The sequence below is a fragment of the Acidaminobacter sp. JC074 genome (assembly GCF_022496765.1).
Taxonomy (GTDB): Bacteria; Bacillota; Clostridia; order Peptostreptococcales; family Acidaminobacteraceae; genus JABXKX01.
In genome coordinates this window covers 78,880-97,130 of the sequence record NZ_VANV01000007.1, presented here as the reverse complement: position 1 = coordinate 97,130, position 18,251 = coordinate 78,880, and the positions used below count along the sequence as shown (strand labels likewise).

The window sequence follows — 18,251 nt, the reverse complement described above, 5'->3', positions numbered from 1 at the left end:
TTGTTATGAACATAATTATAGATAAAAAAATCTGTCCTGTGACACAGTTAGATATAATAGAAAGCCCACGTTGGAAGAACCTAAAAATATCAGATAATTATTTGGTGTCTTTTAGAAAAATTGGCAACCATATAGTGGATGTTCATACTTATGGTAGGATTGTAGACTTTGATGCAGAAAGATACCAGCATTTTTTAGATAAGTTTTTAGAAGACCAAAGCATAGAATTTCCTTATGTAGAAATGAGAAACTATGAGGACTTAACAGGCATATTGCCTACAAAAGTAAATATCAGAATACAAAAGGATTATTTTATTGAGAACAAGGAAAAGCATATTGGTTTTATTGCCTATAATGCCAATCGAGGTATGGACCTGATCCTTAAGTCTGGTAAAAGACAGTACAGTCAATACAATGTGGATGTTGGTACAGAAGCGGACTATAAGAGTGCTGTTCTAAGAGCTGTGTCTATTTTAAAGAATTATTCCCCTTATAAAAAATTTATAAAAAAGAAGAAATACCATAAGATTTCGTCTCATGATATTGAAGAAATCGCAATTTCTTGCGGAGAATTTTTATGGGAAGACAACGATATGTTTGATTTTGGTAAGCTAAATATTGATGCTGAACATCCTTTGTATCCCATTGTTGAGAACTTTGCCATTATAAGAGAAGAGTTGATTCATTTAGAAAATGAATCCTTTAACAAATCTAAGGCCTTAGAATCTGAAAAACTCCAGACTGAAAAGATTGTCGAGTCCTTACAATCTGGCATCATCATTGTAGATCCTAGAAAAGACCAGGTGGTGGATGTAAATCCTGCGGCTTGTGCTATGCTTGGAGGGCGTAAAGAAGAGATTATCGGTAAACCTTTTTCAAGATTCTTAGCTGAAGAAGAAGACTATAATGAGGCTTATAATTCAAGAGATTCCTATCTCTTATCTTTACAGGAAGTGTCGGTGCCTGTTTTACGTAGTTCTGTTAAAGTAAGACTCAACAACAAACAGTATCTTTTAGAAAACTTTGTAGACATCAGTGAGGCAAAGGAACATGAAGAAAAACTGAAAAAGTCTCTGGCTCATACTAAGCAGCTCAATAATTTGACCTTTAACAGAGAAAAAAGAATCATAGAAATGAAAAAAGAAGTGAATGCACTCTTGATAGAAGCGGGGAAAGAACCCAAGTATAAGAGTGTTATAAAGCTAGATAAAGATAGAGGCGTGGATGAATAACAAAACAGCTAAAAAGATTTACATGGATTATCATACGAGAAGAGCCAGTCAAGAAGTTGATACCTTTTCTTACATATCTACAATTGGCAGACTACTGCCACTTGCTGTTGTTGTTATGATGTTCATTACCCTCAATAAGATGAGGTCTGTACCTATCGGGATCGGTATGTTTTTGGTCTTTTCTATTGTCAACTCCATACTTGGCATCAGGGCAAAATATGCCTTAAGTACAAATCTTTACACCAATGAACTTGTTAGGGTCATCTTCAACACCATGCTTTGTTTTGTATTTAACTTGGTTGTGATTGATATACCTGTTGGCACTATTTTGGCCATCATTATTTTCTGTATGCAGATGTTCACAATCGATTCGAATCTTTTAAACAAGTTAGGATTTTTACCTGTTATCTTTGCCGTACTTGGCGATGTTTTAGGTGGTCATATTTCTTATTATAGTGATAACCATATACTCTTATTTACCATGGCCATTCTCCTTATATTCTGTTGGTATTCAGGTACCATGGTAAGAATCAATGTCAAGAAGAAAGACGAGATAACCCTGAAACTGAGACAATCTGAAAACAAGTTTAAAAGTTTCTTTGATACCAACTCAGATTCCATCTTAATTCTTAAGAGATACAAAGTTCTAGACTGTAATGAATCTGCCTTGGACTTATTTGGCTATGCATCCAAAGAGGACCTTATTGGTAAGGATATCAATGAACTATCACCACATACTCAAGAAGATGGAGATCAATCTGAATATAAGATGAGTCAGTATTTAAGAACTGTATTGGAGGTGGGAAAAGCCACCTTTGAATGGCAGTATATTCAAAAGGACTCACTTGTTTCTTGTGAAGTTAAAATGAACACGCTCTATTTGGATGACCTAAGATACACCCAGGCGGTTATCAGAGATATCACACCAAGAAAAGAAGTTGAAAAGGCCCTTATGAACCAGAAGATGCTCGACCAAGCCCATGCTGAAGAGCTTAAGTCTAATCAAGATATTTTACTCAGTATCATGGAAGATGTGGAAGCATCAAGGGTTGAAGCAGATGTGTTAAACCGTTCCTTAGAAAAAGAGATGAGACGTGCCAAGGAACTTGCCAAGCAAGCTGAAGAAGCCAATACAGCCAAGTCAGAATTCCTTGCCAATATGAGTCATGAAATCAGGACCCCAATGAATGGGATTATTGGTATGAACTCATTATTATTAGAAACAGTTTTAAATGAAGAGCAAAAGCAATATGCAGATGTTGTGGATGTTAGTGCCAAGAACCTATTGGCCTTGGTAAATGACATACTTGATTTCTCTAAAATTGAAGCGGGTAAGCTTGAGTTAGAAGAGATTGAGTTTAATGTAGAAGCACTTATAGATGATGTTCTATTGTCTTTTTCTTACGAAGCAGATAAGAAGGGCTTAAACCTCATCAATATGCCAGCTGAGTCACATGAAAGGTTATATATTGGAGACCCAAGTAGGATTGCACAAATTCTTAACAACTTGATGAACAATGCCATCAAGTTTACCCAAAAGGGGGATATTGTCATTTCTATGGCGGTCGTACATATCGGTCATTATGATTCTATTGTCCGCTTTGAAGTGAAAGATACCGGTATAGGTATTCCACTTGAAAAACAAGATGCCATCTTTGATTCCTTTTCACAGGTGGAGACTTCCACTACAAGAAACTATGGTGGTACTGGCCTTGGACTGGCTATTTCTAAACAGTTGACAGAGGTGATGGGCGGAAAAATTGGTGTGACATCAGAGATAGGCCTTGGTTCAACTTTCTGGTTTGAGATTAAGCTTGGTAACGTTGAACAAGAAGTTATAAAGACTAACTTGGACGATACCTTGGTTGTCATCCTTGAACCAAATAGAAACATGCGAACCATGTTTGAACGTTTATGTTCAAAGTATGATGTGGAGCATATCATCGTATCTAATGAATCGGATATGATTTTGAAGCTCTTTGAAGCCAACCTTAAGACCGATAAATCTATTCAGGTTGTACTTGATGGAGATGAAAAAATTGGCTACGAGTCACTTCTAAATACCATAAGGTCTGATGTGGACAATACTTTCTCTATTACGAGACTCCATAGGTTGAATGATTCTAATATCAAAAAACACCAGAAATACTTGTTTGACCACTTTATTTCTAAACCAATCATTCTATCTGATCTTTATAAGGAGTTCTTGATTGATAAGCAGATGAATGCTGAAGCAGGCGATGTAGAAAAGGATTTTTCAAAACTTCATGTTTTGGTTGTGGATGACAATACCATCAATCAAAATGTAGCCCTTGCCATGCTTAAGAAAGAGGATGTACATGCTGATGCTGTCGCCAATGGTATTGAGGCTATAGAGATACTCAAGTATAAGTCATACGACATGATATTGATGGATTGTCAGATGCCAGAAATGGACGGCTTTGAAGCGACCAGGCATATAAGGGAAAAAGAGTTTATTGAAACACCGATTGTTGCCATGACGGCCAACGCCTTAAAGAGTGATTTAGATAGGTGTATAGAGGCTGGTATGAATGATTATCTTGTTAAACCCCTTACTCAAGAAGGTTTCGTAAGTATGATAAGAAAATGGGTGAACTTTGAAAACGTCGCTGAAAAAGTCACTTATACAGAGCAGTTTATCGGAGGAAACATATTTAATTATAACCGTTTGCTTGATATCTTTGGAGACGACAAAGAAGGCATGAAAGAAATTGTTGAGATGGTAATTGATAAAATGCCAGCCCATTTGGATTCCATTGATGCTGCCATTAGAGAAGAAGACGTAGACACTTTAGAGTCTGTCTCTCATCAAATCAAGGGTATGCTTGCAAACATTGGCGCAGAAGCCATGATGGATGTTTCTAAGTCTATGAATGACAGGGTACGCGAATCAGGCATTACAAGAGAAGTGCTTTATCTTAATGAAATGCTCCATCAATCCTTTGGAGAACTGGTGATAGATTTTCAGAATAATTCTTCTCTACTAGACTAGATTTTTGCCAGCTTATCTAGTATGATGTTTATAGAGAACTTAATAGTACTTTAGGTGCTGATCGAAAGATGAGTTAAAAGGGAAAGAGGTGTGAATCCTCTGCAGCCCCCGCTACTGTAAATGGAATGAAATCTCAAATACCACTGTGAAAACGGGAAGGTGAGAAAGTAAGTGGCCATAAGTCAGGAAACCTGCCTACTGTATACTCTAATCAAACTTCGGAGGGAAGTTTCGAATTGTTCACAGAATGATTTGACGCCCTTAGGCGTCTTTTATTTTGCATGAGATCGACCTTCGGAGAATCTTGCTAACCTATTCCCTTTTATAGGTATGTCATCCTTCAATTCTGTTTACAGAAATGACATGCAAGATCCCTTCATAAAGATACGTCAAGATTAAAACCCGAAGAGAAATCTTCGGGTTTTAATTCCTTTTATTCACTTGCGTTGACTTCATCGTTTCTGATTTTTACTAGTAGTTCTTCTAGAACCTCGTACGTTAACATACCTGGTACACTACCAAGTAGAATGCCTTCTTCGTCAACAAAGTATGTTGTAGGAAAAGATGCCACATAAAATGTGTTGGCTAAATCTCCATTTTCATCAAGGACCATAGTTAGATCATAATTATGTTCGTCTTGATAGTCTTGAACGACGCTTTTAGGTTCTCTAACGTCAATTGCAAGTACTTGTACATCATCCATTTGGTTGATTTTCTCGAGGTCTGGCATTTCTTGATTACAATACGGTCACCAAGTTGCCCAGAAGTTTAGAATAAGAATCTTGCCTTGGTAATCATGAAGAGAAATTGTATCACCTTCAAGTGTTGTTAATTCATAATTAGGAATAACTTTACCAACTGCAAGTTCTTCTTCTGGCAGGACAGTAGATGTCTCAGAACCTTCAACAATAACAGTGTCTTTTGTCACATCTGCTGTTTCTTCTGTTTCTACTGCTGCTTCTTGAGTCTCTTGTTCTACATCTGTTTCAGATGTGTTTGTACCGCAGGCAATCAATGAAAATGACAATACCGTTATACCTAATAGTATCAGTATCTTTTTCATTTTTACCTCCTAAAATAGGTTGGTTATCTGCACCAGTTTATTGGTGACAATAAGTAGACCAAAGATAATTAATATAGCGCCTGAAATTTTTGGTACATACTTAATAAATCTTTCTGCCTTATCTAATAATCTGTTAAAAGCATTGATAAATAGTGCTGTTAGGATAAATGGAATTGCCATACCCAGTGAATAAACCAAGAGTAAAACAACACCTTCAGCCATGGTTGATGTGGCGCCAGCATATAAGATAATGGATGCTAGGACTGGTCCAAAACATGGTGTCCATCCTGCAGCAAAAGCTAGGCCCATAACAAAAGCACTGAAAAAGCTAGTAACATTCTTTGGTGAGTTAATGAATTTCGGTATCTTTATAAATGAAAGTTTAAAGAGTCCCATCATATTTAAACCGAAGATTATCATTGTAACACCAGCTATTCTTAACATCAACATGCGGTGTTGATTAAATAACTGTCCTAAAGCACTGGCTGACAGACCCATAATCATAAATATGACTGTAAAGCCTAATATAAAACCAAAGGTTCTCCTTAGTGCCAACATTCTTCTTTCACTGATTTCTGATTCTGCAGTTGTACCTGTTAAATACATGATATAAACAGGTATAAGTGGCAAAATACAGGGTGAAAAGAAGGACAGTACGCCTGTAATAAATGCTAGGGGTAATGAAACCTCTTGCATGCCCATAAACTCACCTCCTTATATCTAACTATACCCATAAAGTCTAGATTAAACAATCATTTTATTGAAAGTTAAGATAATACTTGCTTATTTTATATCCATTTTACTTATAACCAAATCATCTATAGTCAATGATTTGAAACTTTTAAAAAAAGGTCTATAATGAGAGTGAAGGAGATTCTTATGAGTGATAAAATGTTAGCTAAAAATTATCTTGTTATTGGCAACTCTTATCTTGAAGAGGGGAATCTGTTAAAAGCTAAGAAATTTTTTAGAAGGGCTTATCAAGCAGACCCGACCAATATAGATGTATTATATGAATTTGCACTGATGTGTGCTGAAAATAATTTTACAGATCAAGCGCTTGCCTACTACGATGAAATCATCAAGCTAGATGCAACACAGGCTGGCGCTCACTATGGAAAGGCCATCATCTATGATGATATCGGCGATGACGATCAAGCTGAAATGAATTACAAAGAAGCCTTGGTTCATGACAAGGAATACTACCATGCTTATTTGTACCTTGCAGATATCTATGATAGAAAAGAAGACTACGATACTGCAGAAACTTATTACATTAAGGCCATAGAAGTTAATCCATACAATGTATGGGGGCATGTGAATTTTGGATCTTTCTTAGAAATGAGAGATCGAAATGAAGAGGCCCTAGAAAAATTAAAGAGTGCGGATGATTTGGTGCCGGGACATTATATGATACTCTTTAATCTAGGTGTTGTTTATAAGAAGCTTTCTATGATAGACAAGGCCATACTGGCTTATGAAGATGCCATAGAAGCCAATTTGAAGCATCCCTATTCATTTTTAAACTTAGCAGTTATCCATAAGGAAGCAGGGAGATTCCAGCAGGCTCTACATGTGCTCTCAAGAGCCGTTAAATACAATGACGGTGTCAGTGTACTTTATTACAACAGGGCCATTATGCTGACGCTTCTTGGTCATTATGAACTGGCAAAGGAAAACTTAATACAAGCCATAGAACTGAGTCCTAGCCTACGTTCCTATGCATTAAAAGATGAGGAGTTTAAAGCACTATTCGATTATGAAGAGTTTCTTTAGACTCTTTTAATATATTTCAACAGGGACGGAACTTGACAAGAATAAAATCCGGTGATATGATTTAGTCAAAGAGGTGGTCATATGGCAAGAGAAGCAAGAGAAAAAGCACTGTACTCAACTTACTACATAGAGCAAAAGTGCCCGAGAGTTAAAATCTTTAACAATAAGGAAAATCGACTAATTTTTATTGAAACCCTTCAATCGGTGAAGGAAAAATACGATTTTAAACTTTATGGCATGGCGCTAAATGAAAATGGATATGAACTGGTACTTTATGATAATGGCAGTGATATTTCAAGAATTATGAAATCCATCAATATCAGCTTTTCAATGAAGTACAAATGTAAGAATGAGGGATGTGAACAGCTTTTTAAAGAACGCTATAAGAGCATGATTTTAGAAGCTGATAAAATCAATGAAACCATAGTGAACTTACCACTTTGTTTATATGCAGATGATTCATTACTAGATACTTATTTATTAAATGATGAGCCTATAAGAGATTGTCTAGACTGCAAAGCCAAGGCAAAAGAAAAACTAGATGAAATCTTAAAATCTCAAGGTCTTACTTTTGAAGACATGTTAAAAAAGAAAAAGTATCGAAATGAATTGATCAAAGACTTTAGGAAAAAATCCATCCTGAGTCTTAAGGAACTAGGAGAATTATTTGGAGGGTTATCGGAATCGGCGATATCCAAAATTCTAACAAGGTAGGAGGGGTTATGTTACTGAACATTTCGACTCATAAGAATGTGCTGGATAGTGAAAAACTTTATGATGTATTGATTATTGGTACAGGTCCAGCTGGTCTTTCAGCCAGTATATATGCTGCTAGAAAAGGCTTAAAAGTAGGTGTCATCGGAGATAAGACAGGCGGTCAAGTCGGCGACACATCAAGTGTAGAAAACTATATAGGATTTGAGTTTATCTCAGGTCAGGATTTGGCAGAATCATTTGAAAAGCATGCTAAGTCACTGGGCATCGACATGTTGGATCATGTAAAGGTAAAAAAAGTTGAAAAGTCAGATAAGATCAGTCTAATATGTGATAACTATATGACTTATCAGGCAAAATCACTTATTGTGGCTACTGGATCAAAGTCAAGACAGCTTGAGATTCCAGGTGAAAAAGAGCTTTATGGCAAAGGTGTTACTTATTGCGGTATATGTGATGGACCACTCTTTAAGGATAAAACAGTCACTGTAGTAGGCGGTGGCAATTCGGCTGTAGAAGCGGCCATAGATTTATCTAAGATTGCTAACAAAGTCTATTTGGTCCACCGTTCTCAGTTCAGAGCTGATAAAATTTTAATGGACAGACTAGAAAAGATAGAAAACATCAAAGTTCATTTAGGAACAAGAATCAAGGAGATTGTAGGGACGAACCAAGTTGAGAAAATTCTCTTAGAAGGTGAGATAGGTGAAATAAAAACGGATGGTGTTTTAGTAGAAATAGGTTATGTACCAAACTCTCAGTTCTTAGATGATATCACACTCAATGAAAGAGGCGAAGTCCTAATAGGTGAGTTGAACCAAACTAATATTGAAGGGATATACGCAGCAGGAGACGTCACAAATGTACGTTACAAGCAAATAGTTGTTGCAGCCAGTGAAGGTGCAAAAGCTGCTTTATCCGTGAATGACTATATCAATACATTATAGATAGGAGGTAAACCATGAGTTTATTTAATGAAGACGTAAAAAAACAATTAACAGATATTTTTGAAGGATTAAACAAGCCAGTAAATATGGTATTATTTACAGATGAAGCTGACTGTGATACATGTAAAGAAACAACTGAGTTTATGAAGGAAATGGAGAGTTTATCTGATAAAATTGGTTTAGAGTTATATGATGTAAAAAAAGATACTGAAAAGGCAAAACTATATAAGGTGGATAAGGCACCAGGCATTGTGCTTTTGGATGAAGAGCGAAATGATTTCGGTATGGTATTTTCAGGTATTCCAGCTGGACATGAAATCAATTCTTTTATTTCGGGTTTAATGGAGGTATCTGGATCTGGTGAAACACTTCCTCAGGAAGTTGTAGACCAGCTAAATACACTTGATAAACCAGTTAAAATCAAAGTGTTTGTTACTCTGGCTTGTCCACATTGTTCAGGTGCAGTTTCTAAGGCACATAAGCTGGCTTATGAAAATGAAAACATCGAAGCTGAAATGATTGAGTGTTCTACATTCCCAGAATTGGCTAGCCAGTACAATGTACAGGGGGTTCCTAAAATTGTATTCAATGAGACAGAAGAGCTTATCGGTAACCAACCATTTGACCAATTTGTTGATGCAGTAATGAAAGCATAGACTAATAATAGAAAGTGAAATTGATTCATTTATTGGTATAACAGTCTATAATCATTATAAGTAGGAAAGTGACACTTTAAATAATCAAACACAAAATATGTGAATCAAATTCTTTAAGTTATTTAGATAATCAAGAATCAGGTAATCTCGACAAGAGGCTACCTGATTTTTTTAATTTACACGGTAATTACTTGGTGTTACGCCTGTTTTTTTCTTAAAGAATTTTGAGAAATGAGCAGGATATTCAAATCCTAATTGATAACCTATTTGGCTAACTGGATCGTTGGTAGAAATGAGTAAGTCTTTAGCTCTTTGAAGTAGGTATTCATGGATGTAATCTTGCGTACTCTTACCAGTTTCTTTTTTTAGTAAATCACTTAAATAATACGGCGAGTATCCTAAGGTTGTTGCTAGTTCTTTAACAGTGGGAATGCCCTCATTTTCTAATCTATCCGTATTAAACCTATCTTTTATGACCGCTTCAAACTCTGAAATCGTATCATTGTTAGTTGTTGTTCTTGTTAAGAACTGCCTGTTATAGAAACGTTCGCTAAAGTTAAGTAAAAGTTCGATGCTATTCAGAATCAACTTTCTTGTATATACATCGATATTCTGACTTACTTCATTTTGAATGGTTTCTATTATATTGTTGAGTGTCATTTTTTCTTGATCAGACAAATGAAGTGCTTCGTTGGCAGTATAAGAAAAGAAATGATACTTATCTATTTTCTTTGCAAGTTCACTCCCTCTAATAAACTCAGGATGAATACATAACATCCAACCTGTAGCATCTTCATTTGGTGGTGCTATATCAAATGTAGCGACTTGATTAGGTTCTATAAAAATAAGGCTACCTTCTTTAAAATCATAGAATTGCCTACCGTACTTCATACCTTCTTCTACATCAGATTTCATGGATATACAGTAGAATCCAAGTCTAACTCTTGCATCTTTGATTTCTTGCAAGGGTTTTATTTTTGTAACGTCAATAATTGTAACTAAAGGGTGAGTTGGCTTATCGTAGCCACTGTATTCATGTAAGTCGGTGATTGAATCTATTTTAATGATGTCATCCATAGTCTACTCCTTCCTTGTTCTAATTAAATTATATCATAGTAAAAATTGGAACCCATATACTTATTCCCTAGAGACTTATACATTTTGCTGATTTTAAAGAATAAGGAAAATGTATAAGCCTGTCAGCAATTGGTTTATTTAAAGAATAGACATTTTTTAATATGATTATTGCAGATACTTGATAAAACTCAATGAGAAAATTATAGAAAAGAGGTAGGCAAATGATTATACCAACACTGAGATGTGATAAGAATTTATTTGAAAAAGACTTAAATGGAAAGAACTACATTGTAACAGGAGCAAATTCAGGAGTAGGCCTTGAGACAACTAGACAATTGGTTAAGCAAGGTGCACATGTAGTTATGGCATGTAGAAGGGTTGACTCCGCGAAGGAAGTTGCAAAGTCTTTTACATCGTTTAAGGGCACTGTATCTTTTGAACAGTTAGACTTATCAGATTTGGAGTCTGTTAAGTTATTTACCAAAAGAGTTAGAAGTAAGTTAAATAAAATAGATGGTCTAGTTAATAATGCTGGGATGGTAACAAGTGGTCAAATACCGAAAAGGACAAAACAAGGATTTGAGATGATGTTTGGTGTCAATCATTTAGGACACTTTCTATTAACAGAAAGTCTTTTAGACATCATAAATAATACAGAGGGATCTAGGATTGTGATGTTGTCATCTATTGGACATGCAGGTAGTAATAAGAAACGTCCAAATATACATTTTGAGGATTTGAATTATGAAAACAGAAACTTTAATAGAACCGATGCTTATTGTGAATCGAAATTAGCAAGCCTTCTTTATGCAAAAGAGTTGGCTGAACGTGTTAAAGACCAAGATTCAACAGTTGTTTCAGTACACCCTGGATGGGCTAAATCAAACTTAGCAGGCAAAGGGTTCACAGCATTTGTTCAAAATGTACTATTAACACCTGTGGCTCCACTGCTGACAATAATGAGTAATGAAGATGCTGCTCAAACAAGTTTACATTGTCTATTAGATGATGATGTACCTAATCATTCAGGTGAGTATTTTAGTCAAAACTCTCTATTGTACTCTGATAAAGCATGTAGACGAGGTGGATGGCCTATGAAATCTCCTAATCCTAATGCCCATAATATGAAGATTGCATTAAAGTTAACAGAGGTAAGTAAGGAAATGGTGGGATTAAAATGATTAAATATTGTGTAGATCTATTCAACGATGAATGTAACAGATCAAATGAGAAAAGGAGATAAGTGATGATTAGAGACATGTTAATGAAACGAGTAGTAGGCATGGTCTGCAAGGCAAATAGATCACCAGTACTTAGAAGACCTGACGAGTATGGTATGGACTATGAAGATGTTTTTTTTCCAGCTTTAGACGGTGTTAACTTGGAAGGATGGTATATTCCTTCTAAGACGAAATCCAATAAAGTTGTGATCTGTAATCACTTTTCTCCAGGCAATAGATATGGTTATGCAGGACATATAAGACCCTATAGATCTGCTGGAGGCTTCGAAGTGAACTTTTTACCAAAATACAAGGCTTTACATGAAGCTGGTTATAATATTCTTGCTTATGATTTAAGAAACCATGGATTTAGTGCCTCTGCTCAAAACGGTGGATATAATCCAGGATTATTTGAGTATAAAGATGTTATTGGTTCGTTGAACTACATTAAAAGTAGAGAAGATACCAAGGATATGGATATTCATCTTCATAGTATGTGTTTAGGTGGAAATGCTACTCTCGTAGCTATGAGAAAGTTTCCTGATCTTTTTAAAGATGTGAAATCGATGATGTTAATACAGCCCATATCAGGTCAGGCATTGGTTCAGACTCTAAGTAAAACTTTACGTATGGGTAGTAAAGGTCCTGAGCTATTTGAAAAATACTACAGAGAATTATTTGGCTATCGTACAGAAGATTCATCTCCTATTAAAGATGCAGCTTTTGTTAATATACCTACCTTTGTTACTCAAGTGAAAGAGGATTCAGCGACACTTCCAGGAGATATACAGGCTATTTATGATGCTATTCCTGTATCTGATAAGAAGTTATTTTGGATTGAAGGTACTAAGCAAAGATTTAAGGGTTATACCTATTATTCAGAGCATACAAAGCCAATGATCGATTGGTACAATCAGTTTAAGTAGAGGTGGCCAAGTGATTATATATTTTTCAGGAACGGGTAACTCTTTTAGTATTGCCAAAAGATTAGGTGAAAAGCTAGACGAGTAAGTTGTACCTTTAAAGAAAGCTGTTAACAATGAAGATAGAAACATAACTTTTGTATTTCCACTTTACTGCGAGGATATCCCTCCTCATGTAAGACTTTTTCTAAAGGAATTTGATATCAAAGATCACCAAAGTGTGAGTGGCATATGTACTTCTGGTGGTGGCACCGGAAACGCAGAGTTTACCTTTAACAGAATAATGGCTAAAAAGGTGTTCAGGTTAAAAAGTTTTTAAGTGCACCTATGATAGACAATTCATTTCCAGTCTTATTTGGTGTTGATGTAATAAACGTTATGTAGATGAAGAAACGATTGCAAATCAATTTTTAGATATGACATATATCAATAACTCAAACTTTCACCCTATTCACAAGGCAACGGAGTTACTTGTCTATAATGCTGTCACAAGAAAATTCTTAAGGAAAAAAGTAGATGAAGAAAAGTGTATTGCTTGTGGTAAATGCCAAATGATTTGTCCGTATGACAATATTCAGTTGATCAATAAGAAGGCACATGTAAATAGTAACTGCACAGAGTGTTTTGGATGTGTTCATGTATGCCCAAGACAAGCGATATATGTGAGAAAGAGACTCAGTAAGAACAATCAATACATCAATAAAAACATAGATGTAAATGAACTCAATCAGTAAGATAAGGAAAATGTATAAGTCCATCAGCAATTGGTTTATGTCATTGAATAGTGAGATTTTGTATGATTGATATATAAAGAAGCGAAAGAGAACGGAGGGAAAGTATGTTAACGAATTATGTTGCGGATATGATGATTAAACCTGGCGCGTCACCTGTATTTGATAAACCTTCTGATTATGGATTATCATATGAAAATGTTACCTTTAAGGCAAAAGATGGTGTTGAGTTATCAGGATGGTTAATCAAAGGTGGTAATAAAAGAGTGATCATTCAATCGCATTTTGGTGTTCAATCTAGTCGGTCTGGCTATACACCAGAAGGCAAGGGCATGATTAAAATGTGGAAAGAGGACATTCATTTTCTAAATCAAGCTAAGCATTTAGTGAGTAAAGGTTATTCAGTACTCATGTATGATTTTAGAAATCATGGTGATAGCGGTCAAAGTGAAAGACCATGGGTATCATGGGGACCTGAAGAAGCCAAAGATGTTGCAGCTGCAGTTAATTATATTAGCACTCATCCTGATTATAGAGATGCAAAAATTGGTCTACTTAGTATATGCATGGGAGCTGCTTCAACGACTTATGCATTTGGTAATGATCTGATTGAAAAAGGCAAAATTTCTGCTATGGTTGCTGTTCAACCTTTAATCTATCCAGATTTTGTTAAGGCCATGGGCATTCCAGGTTTTATTGCAAAAAGAGTTAATGTTGAAACAACAAAGCGTTTAGGTTTTGATTTAAATCAGAAATCATTCCTACCTGATGTTAAAAAAATAGATATGCCAACATTGGTTATTCAAAATACCAATGATCCTTGGGCTAATAAGCAGTTTGTTGAAGATTATTTTAAGGAATTAAACACAGAAAAAGAAATGCTTTGGGTTGATTTAGCCAAGAGTAGAGCAGCGTCGTACGACTATATTGGTAAGGAAGCAGAGACTTTATCAAAGTTCTTTGATAAATATATGAGATAAGGAGAGGCATATGAGTACATTTGATAGCAGATTACCAAAAACAACAACACATTGGAAAGAAGGACAGATTTTTATTATCAAGCATGATTCTTTTAGAGTTACTTTAGAAGAAGGTCAAGCCATAGCCGAATTGCTTAGATATGCTATTGAGGATAGGTCAACTAAAGCGTTACTTATTAACAATCGACAAGCCAAAGGTGCATGGTCTAAAGAAATCAATGAATTATGGGAAGGTGGCAGTAATAATACCGAAAACTTACCAGTTAAAAAGATGGCAACACTAACAAATAGTGCGATTACTACGATGCAGATTAATAGAATTTCTAAAAGTAATGGCATTGAAGCATGGTCAAAAGCCTTTAATAGTGAGTTTAATGATGAAGTGAGAGATTTCTTATTAAAATAACAAGTGTTGAGATAGTTGGAGGTATAGAATATGTTAGGAAAATTTATAGCGAATATGGTAACAGTACCTGGTGATTCACCGGTATTTGAAACACCAGAAAAATATGGGCTTAAGTATGAGACTGTAACATTTAAAGCAGAAGACGGTGTTGAATTAAGTGGTTGGATAATCAATCCTGGGATGGATAAAATCATCTTGCAACAACATTTTGCAAGCCAATGTAGCAGAACGGGTTATACACCTAAAGGCAAAAGTGGTGTTAAGTTATGGGATACTGATATTACTTTTTTAAGACAGGCTAAGCACTTTACAGATCATGGATACTCAGTTTTAATGTACGATTTTCGTAATCATGGGAAGAGTGGAAAAGCTAATTTACCATATGTAACAGGTGGTGTTGAGGAAGCAAAAGATGTTATTGCAGCTGTAAAATATATTTCGAAACACCAAGATTACAAAGATGCTTCAATTGGCCTATTCAGTATATGTATGGGTACCAATGCAACCTCATTGGCTTTTGGTATAAAGGGTGGATTGGAAAATTATAAGAACATTAAAGCTTATGTGTCAGTACAACCTTTGAATTATGGTGATTTCTTACAAGGCATGGGTATGCCTAGATTCTTAGTGAACAGAGCGAATAATGTCAATCTTGGTCGTGGAGGCAAGGATTTTTATAGAGTGCCTTATGACAATTTGAAAAAAGTGCACATTCCTGTAATGGTGTTTCAGAATTCAAATGATCCATGGACTAACATGAACTCTGTTAAGAAGTATTATGATACTATTCCAACTGAGAAGGTAATGGTATGGGCGGATCTTGAGAAGAAAAGAGCAGCTGCCTATGATTATGTTGGAGCAAAACCTGAAGAGTTTGTAGAATTCTTTAATAAATATATGAAGTAAGTGAGAATAGACGAAAGAGAGGATCATTATGAGTGAATTACAAGCAATGATGAGTCAAGTTGTAACAGCTTTGGTACAAGCAAAAAGGTCACCAATCTTAAGAACGCCAGAAGATGAAGGACTGGCTTATGAAGATGTAAAGATAACAGCGTTAGATGGTATAGAGTTAGATGCATGGTTTATACCTGCTGATTCTGATAAGGTGATTATTTGTAATCATTTTTCACCTGGCAACCGTTATGGCTATCCTGGACACTTAGAAGAGTTTAATACAAGTGGCGGTTTCGAAGTAAACTTTATCCCTAAGTATAAAGCATTACATGATGCAGGCTATAATGTCTTAACATATGATATGCGTAATCATGGAACTAGCCAGGAGGCAAACGGTGGGATATCTACAGTTGGTGCTTATGAGTGGCAAGATGTAGTTGGTTCTATTAATTACATTAGAAACAGAGAAGATACAAAAGATTTTAGAATTGGTCTTCAGAGTAATTGTATGGGTGCTGAAGCGACATTTATTGCCATGGAAAAAATGCCTGAAGCATTTAATGATATTGAAGCTTTAGTTGCAGCTCAACCACTTTCAGGTGAACCTATGATTCAAAGAATGGTAGATGGTGCAGGTATGCCTCCTCAAATGTACAGTCTTGCTATTGAAGCTTATGATAAGGCATTAAGAGAGCAAACAGGATTTGGTGTAGATCGATATGATATGCCGAAAATTGCTCATTTAGTAAAAATGCCTACACTCTTGTTACAAGTAAAAGATGATTTAATGACAAAACCTTTTGATATGGAAAATATTTTTGCCAACTTGGGTACAAATGATAAGAAACTGGTATGGGTTGAAGGTACACCAATGAGATTTCATGGTTACACTTATTTTTCAGAAAAACCACAAGAAATGGTTGAGTGGTTTAACACTTATATGAAATAAACTGATTATTAAGATTAGTATATGACTCTTTTGTACATGCATACTTTTGAATAAGCAATATTTATAATTTAGTAGCTGAAACCATAGAGAATACAATAAGTTCACAGAGTAGTTTCTGACAATAGAAATTTTTAAGGCAGCGATTTATCGCTGTCCTTTCATGTAACTAAAGTATTTGAGACAATAGACAAGTTAAATTATCTAGGATCACATAAGACTGTATTAAAAATATTCCGCGGAATACACTTGACGATGTCAATTTAGTATGTTAGTATTTTATTAAGCTAGTAAACTGAAATGCCGCGGAAGCGGTAAAAATAAAACAATATATATTCCGCGGAATCTATAAAGGAGGATGAATAATGAAATTACATTTGATTTATTTTAGTCCAAGTGGAACAACGAAAAAAACTGTCAAAAATATTGCCGAGGGCATGTCATTGGATGAAGTAGAAGAAATCGATATGCTAGACAAGTGTAATCGAGAAAAGTCATACGAATTTGATGAAAATGATCTGGTTATATTAGGGATGATGACAGGGACACGCTTGTATGGTCTACCAGAAGAAATATTCAATACACTTAAGGGAAATAACACACCTTTTGTTAGTGTTGTCATGTTTGGTAATGGTTATTACGGTAATTCGTTGATTCTTATGAAAAGGGAAATGGAGTCTAGGGGCTTTAAGATGGTCGCTGGAGGTGCATTCATTGGTCAAAGTAGTTTGAATCCTAATATTGCAAGTGGGCGCCCTGATGCAAAGGACAAGGCAATTCATTTAGACTTTGGACATCAGATTTACGACAAAGTCATTGTAAATAAAAAGTTAAGTTTTGATCATTCCTTAAGCATTGATTATTCGAGAGATGATACTTTTACAAAAGTTAAATGTGCTCTAGGCACACATACACCAGGTGTCTCAGTTGTTATGCCTAAGTTTATGAATGAGTTGTCTATAGGTGATAAGTGTGTTGGATGTAAAAAATGTGAAAAGAGATGTCCTGTAGGTGCCATAGATATAGATTCGATGACCATAGACAGAGACAAATGTATTATGTGTGCTGCTTGTATCAATGGCTGTCCAGTCAAAGCCATTCAAATGGAGAGTAAAAAACTCAAGAAAATGATGACCAAATTGGAAACAACAAGAAGTATAAGGCGTGAACCGGTTGTTCATATATAAAATATTCCGCGGATTATTATTGGAGGATTGAATGGAACAATGGATTATAGATAAGTTTGATGAATCGCATTATAAGTTGACAATGCAAAGAAGAGCTTTGTTAAATTACATTCACACACATCCACATGTTACAGCAGACCTTTGTACTGAGAGTTTACCAAGTGACAGAGTAAGTATCGCGACAGTTTATAGGAATCTAAACTTGTTTGAGGAACTAGGTATCATTGAGAAGTTATGGTTAAAAGGGACTGCTTACTATGAAATTAAAAATAAAAGCTCTATTCATATGTTGTGTAAGTCTTGTGGCCTTGTAGAGGAAATAGAATACCCGGTTAAAAACATGATGACAGAGTTCCTTAACGACTCTTTTGGCATCCTAGTAGATGATGTGAAAGTTGAAATTTCAGGTGTATGTAAATTATGTAATGATAAAGAAACTTTATATGATAGGAAAGAACATAAATCTTAGATGTAAGCTTAATT

At 35.4% G+C, this 18,251-nt stretch carries 18 protein-coding genes and 1 riboswitch; of the genes, 15 read left to right on the top strand and 3 right to left on the bottom strand.

What is annotated here, in order from left to right; genetic code table 11:
* Nucleotides 1-5 precede the first annotated feature (5 nt).
* Nucleotides 6-1,232 carry a PAS domain-containing protein gene (locus EZV73_RS08875; RefSeq protein WP_240839938.1) on the top strand — a complete coding sequence of 409 codons (1,227 nt, stop codon included), beginning with the start codon at nucleotides 6-8 and terminating at the stop codon, nucleotides 1,230-1,232.
* Entirely contained in the window at nucleotides 1,225-4,245 is a 3,021-nt protein-coding gene (locus EZV73_RS08870) for an ATP-binding protein (protein WP_240839936.1), read from the top strand. The genes EZV73_RS08875 and EZV73_RS08870 overlap by 8 nt, the downstream gene beginning before the upstream one ends.
* Nucleotides 4,246-4,280: 35 nt before the next feature.
* Nucleotides 4,281-4,459, top strand: a riboswitch (cobalamin riboswitch).
* Nucleotides 4,460-4,678: 219 nt separating this feature from the next.
* Here the strand turns inward: EZV73_RS08870 and EZV73_RS08865 are convergent.
* Complete coding sequence (locus EZV73_RS08865) at nucleotides 4,679-5,308, bottom strand: TlpA disulfide reductase family protein (RefSeq protein WP_240839934.1); 630 nt, start codon at nucleotides 5,306-5,308, stop codon at nucleotides 4,679-4,681.
* A 9-nt stretch (nucleotides 5,309-5,317) separates the two neighbouring features.
* On the bottom strand, nucleotides 5,318-6,010 hold the full coding sequence (locus EZV73_RS08860) for a cytochrome c biogenesis CcdA family protein (RefSeq protein WP_240839932.1): 693 nt from the start codon (nucleotides 6,008-6,010) through the stop codon (nucleotides 5,318-5,320).
* 177 nt (nucleotides 6,011-6,187) lie between these two features.
* On the opposite strand from EZV73_RS08860, the gene EZV73_RS08855 reads away from it, so the two are divergent.
* The 4 genes from EZV73_RS08855 (at nucleotide 6,188) to EZV73_RS08840 (ending at nucleotide 9,401) form a co-directional block, all read left to right on the top strand.
* Nucleotides 6,188-7,084, top strand: coding sequence for a lipopolysaccharide assembly protein LapB (locus EZV73_RS08855; protein ID WP_240839930.1), 897 nt, complete (start codon nucleotides 6,188-6,190; stop codon nucleotides 7,082-7,084).
* An 81-nt stretch (nucleotides 7,085-7,165) separates the two neighbouring features.
* Nucleotides 7,166-7,798 (top strand): hypothetical protein, encoded by a 633-nt coding sequence (locus EZV73_RS08850; RefSeq protein ID WP_240839929.1) that lies wholly within the window; start codon nucleotides 7,166-7,168, stop codon nucleotides 7,796-7,798.
* An 8-nt stretch (nucleotides 7,799-7,806) separates the two neighbouring features.
* Complete coding sequence (locus EZV73_RS08845; RefSeq protein WP_240839927.1) at nucleotides 7,807-8,745, top strand: NAD(P)/FAD-dependent oxidoreductase; 939 nt, start codon at nucleotides 7,807-7,809, stop codon at nucleotides 8,743-8,745.
* Nucleotides 8,746-8,759: 14 nt separating this feature from the next.
* Complete coding sequence (locus tag EZV73_RS08840; protein WP_240839926.1) at nucleotides 8,760-9,401, top strand: thioredoxin family protein; 642 nt, start codon at nucleotides 8,760-8,762, stop codon at nucleotides 9,399-9,401.
* 171 nt (nucleotides 9,402-9,572) lie between these two features.
* Here the strand turns inward: EZV73_RS08840 and EZV73_RS08835 are convergent, their stop codons facing one another.
* Nucleotides 9,573-10,478 carry an AraC family transcriptional regulator gene (locus EZV73_RS08835; RefSeq protein ID WP_240839925.1) on the bottom strand — a complete coding sequence of 302 codons (906 nt, stop codon included), beginning with the start codon at nucleotides 10,476-10,478 and terminating at the stop codon, nucleotides 9,573-9,575.
* A 221-nt stretch (nucleotides 10,479-10,699) separates the two neighbouring features.
* Between EZV73_RS08835 and EZV73_RS08830 the strand changes: the two genes are divergently transcribed.
* From EZV73_RS08830 to EZV73_RS08795, 9 genes are all read left to right on the top strand, one after another.
* A complete protein-coding gene (locus EZV73_RS08830; RefSeq protein ID WP_240839924.1) occupies nucleotides 10,700-11,659 on the top strand; it encodes an SDR family oxidoreductase in 960 nt (319 codons plus the stop codon).
* Nucleotides 11,660-11,724: 65 nt separating this feature from the next.
* The gene (locus EZV73_RS08825; protein ID WP_240839922.1) at nucleotides 11,725-12,624 is read left to right on the top strand and encodes a S9 family peptidase; all 900 of its coding nucleotides are present in this window, start codon (nucleotides 11,725-11,727) and stop codon (nucleotides 12,622-12,624) included.
* Nucleotides 12,625-13,037: 413 nt separating this feature from the next.
* Complete coding sequence (locus tag EZV73_RS28980; protein WP_369123959.1) at nucleotides 13,038-13,355, top strand: 4Fe-4S binding protein; 318 nt, start codon at nucleotides 13,038-13,040, stop codon at nucleotides 13,353-13,355.
* 104 nt (nucleotides 13,356-13,459) lie between these two features.
* Entirely contained in the window at nucleotides 13,460-14,332 is an 873-nt protein-coding gene (locus tag EZV73_RS08820; RefSeq protein WP_240839921.1) for a S9 family peptidase, read from the top strand.
* Between the two features lie 10 nt (nucleotides 14,333-14,342).
* Nucleotides 14,343-14,738 carry a hypothetical protein gene (locus tag EZV73_RS08815; protein ID WP_240839919.1) on the top strand — a complete coding sequence of 132 codons (396 nt, stop codon included), beginning with the start codon at nucleotides 14,343-14,345 and terminating at the stop codon, nucleotides 14,736-14,738.
* Nucleotides 14,739-14,768: 30 nt separating this feature from the next.
* Nucleotides 14,769-15,644 (top strand): alpha/beta hydrolase, encoded by an 876-nt coding sequence (locus tag EZV73_RS08810; protein WP_240839917.1) that lies wholly within the window; start codon nucleotides 14,769-14,771, stop codon nucleotides 15,642-15,644.
* 28 nt (nucleotides 15,645-15,672) lie between these two features.
* Nucleotides 15,673-16,584 carry an alpha/beta hydrolase gene (locus EZV73_RS08805; RefSeq protein WP_240839915.1) on the top strand — a complete coding sequence of 304 codons (912 nt, stop codon included), beginning with the start codon at nucleotides 15,673-15,675 and terminating at the stop codon, nucleotides 16,582-16,584.
* A gap of 362 nt (nucleotides 16,585-16,946) precedes the next feature.
* A complete protein-coding gene (locus EZV73_RS08800) occupies nucleotides 16,947-17,768 on the top strand; it encodes an EFR1 family ferrodoxin (protein ID WP_240839913.1) in 822 nt (273 codons plus the stop codon).
* A gap of 31 nt (nucleotides 17,769-17,799) precedes the next feature.
* Nucleotides 17,800-18,237 (top strand): Fur family transcriptional regulator, encoded by a 438-nt coding sequence (locus EZV73_RS08795; protein WP_240839912.1) that lies wholly within the window; start codon nucleotides 17,800-17,802, stop codon nucleotides 18,235-18,237.
* The last annotated feature ends 14 nt before the right edge of the window (nucleotides 18,238-18,251 follow it).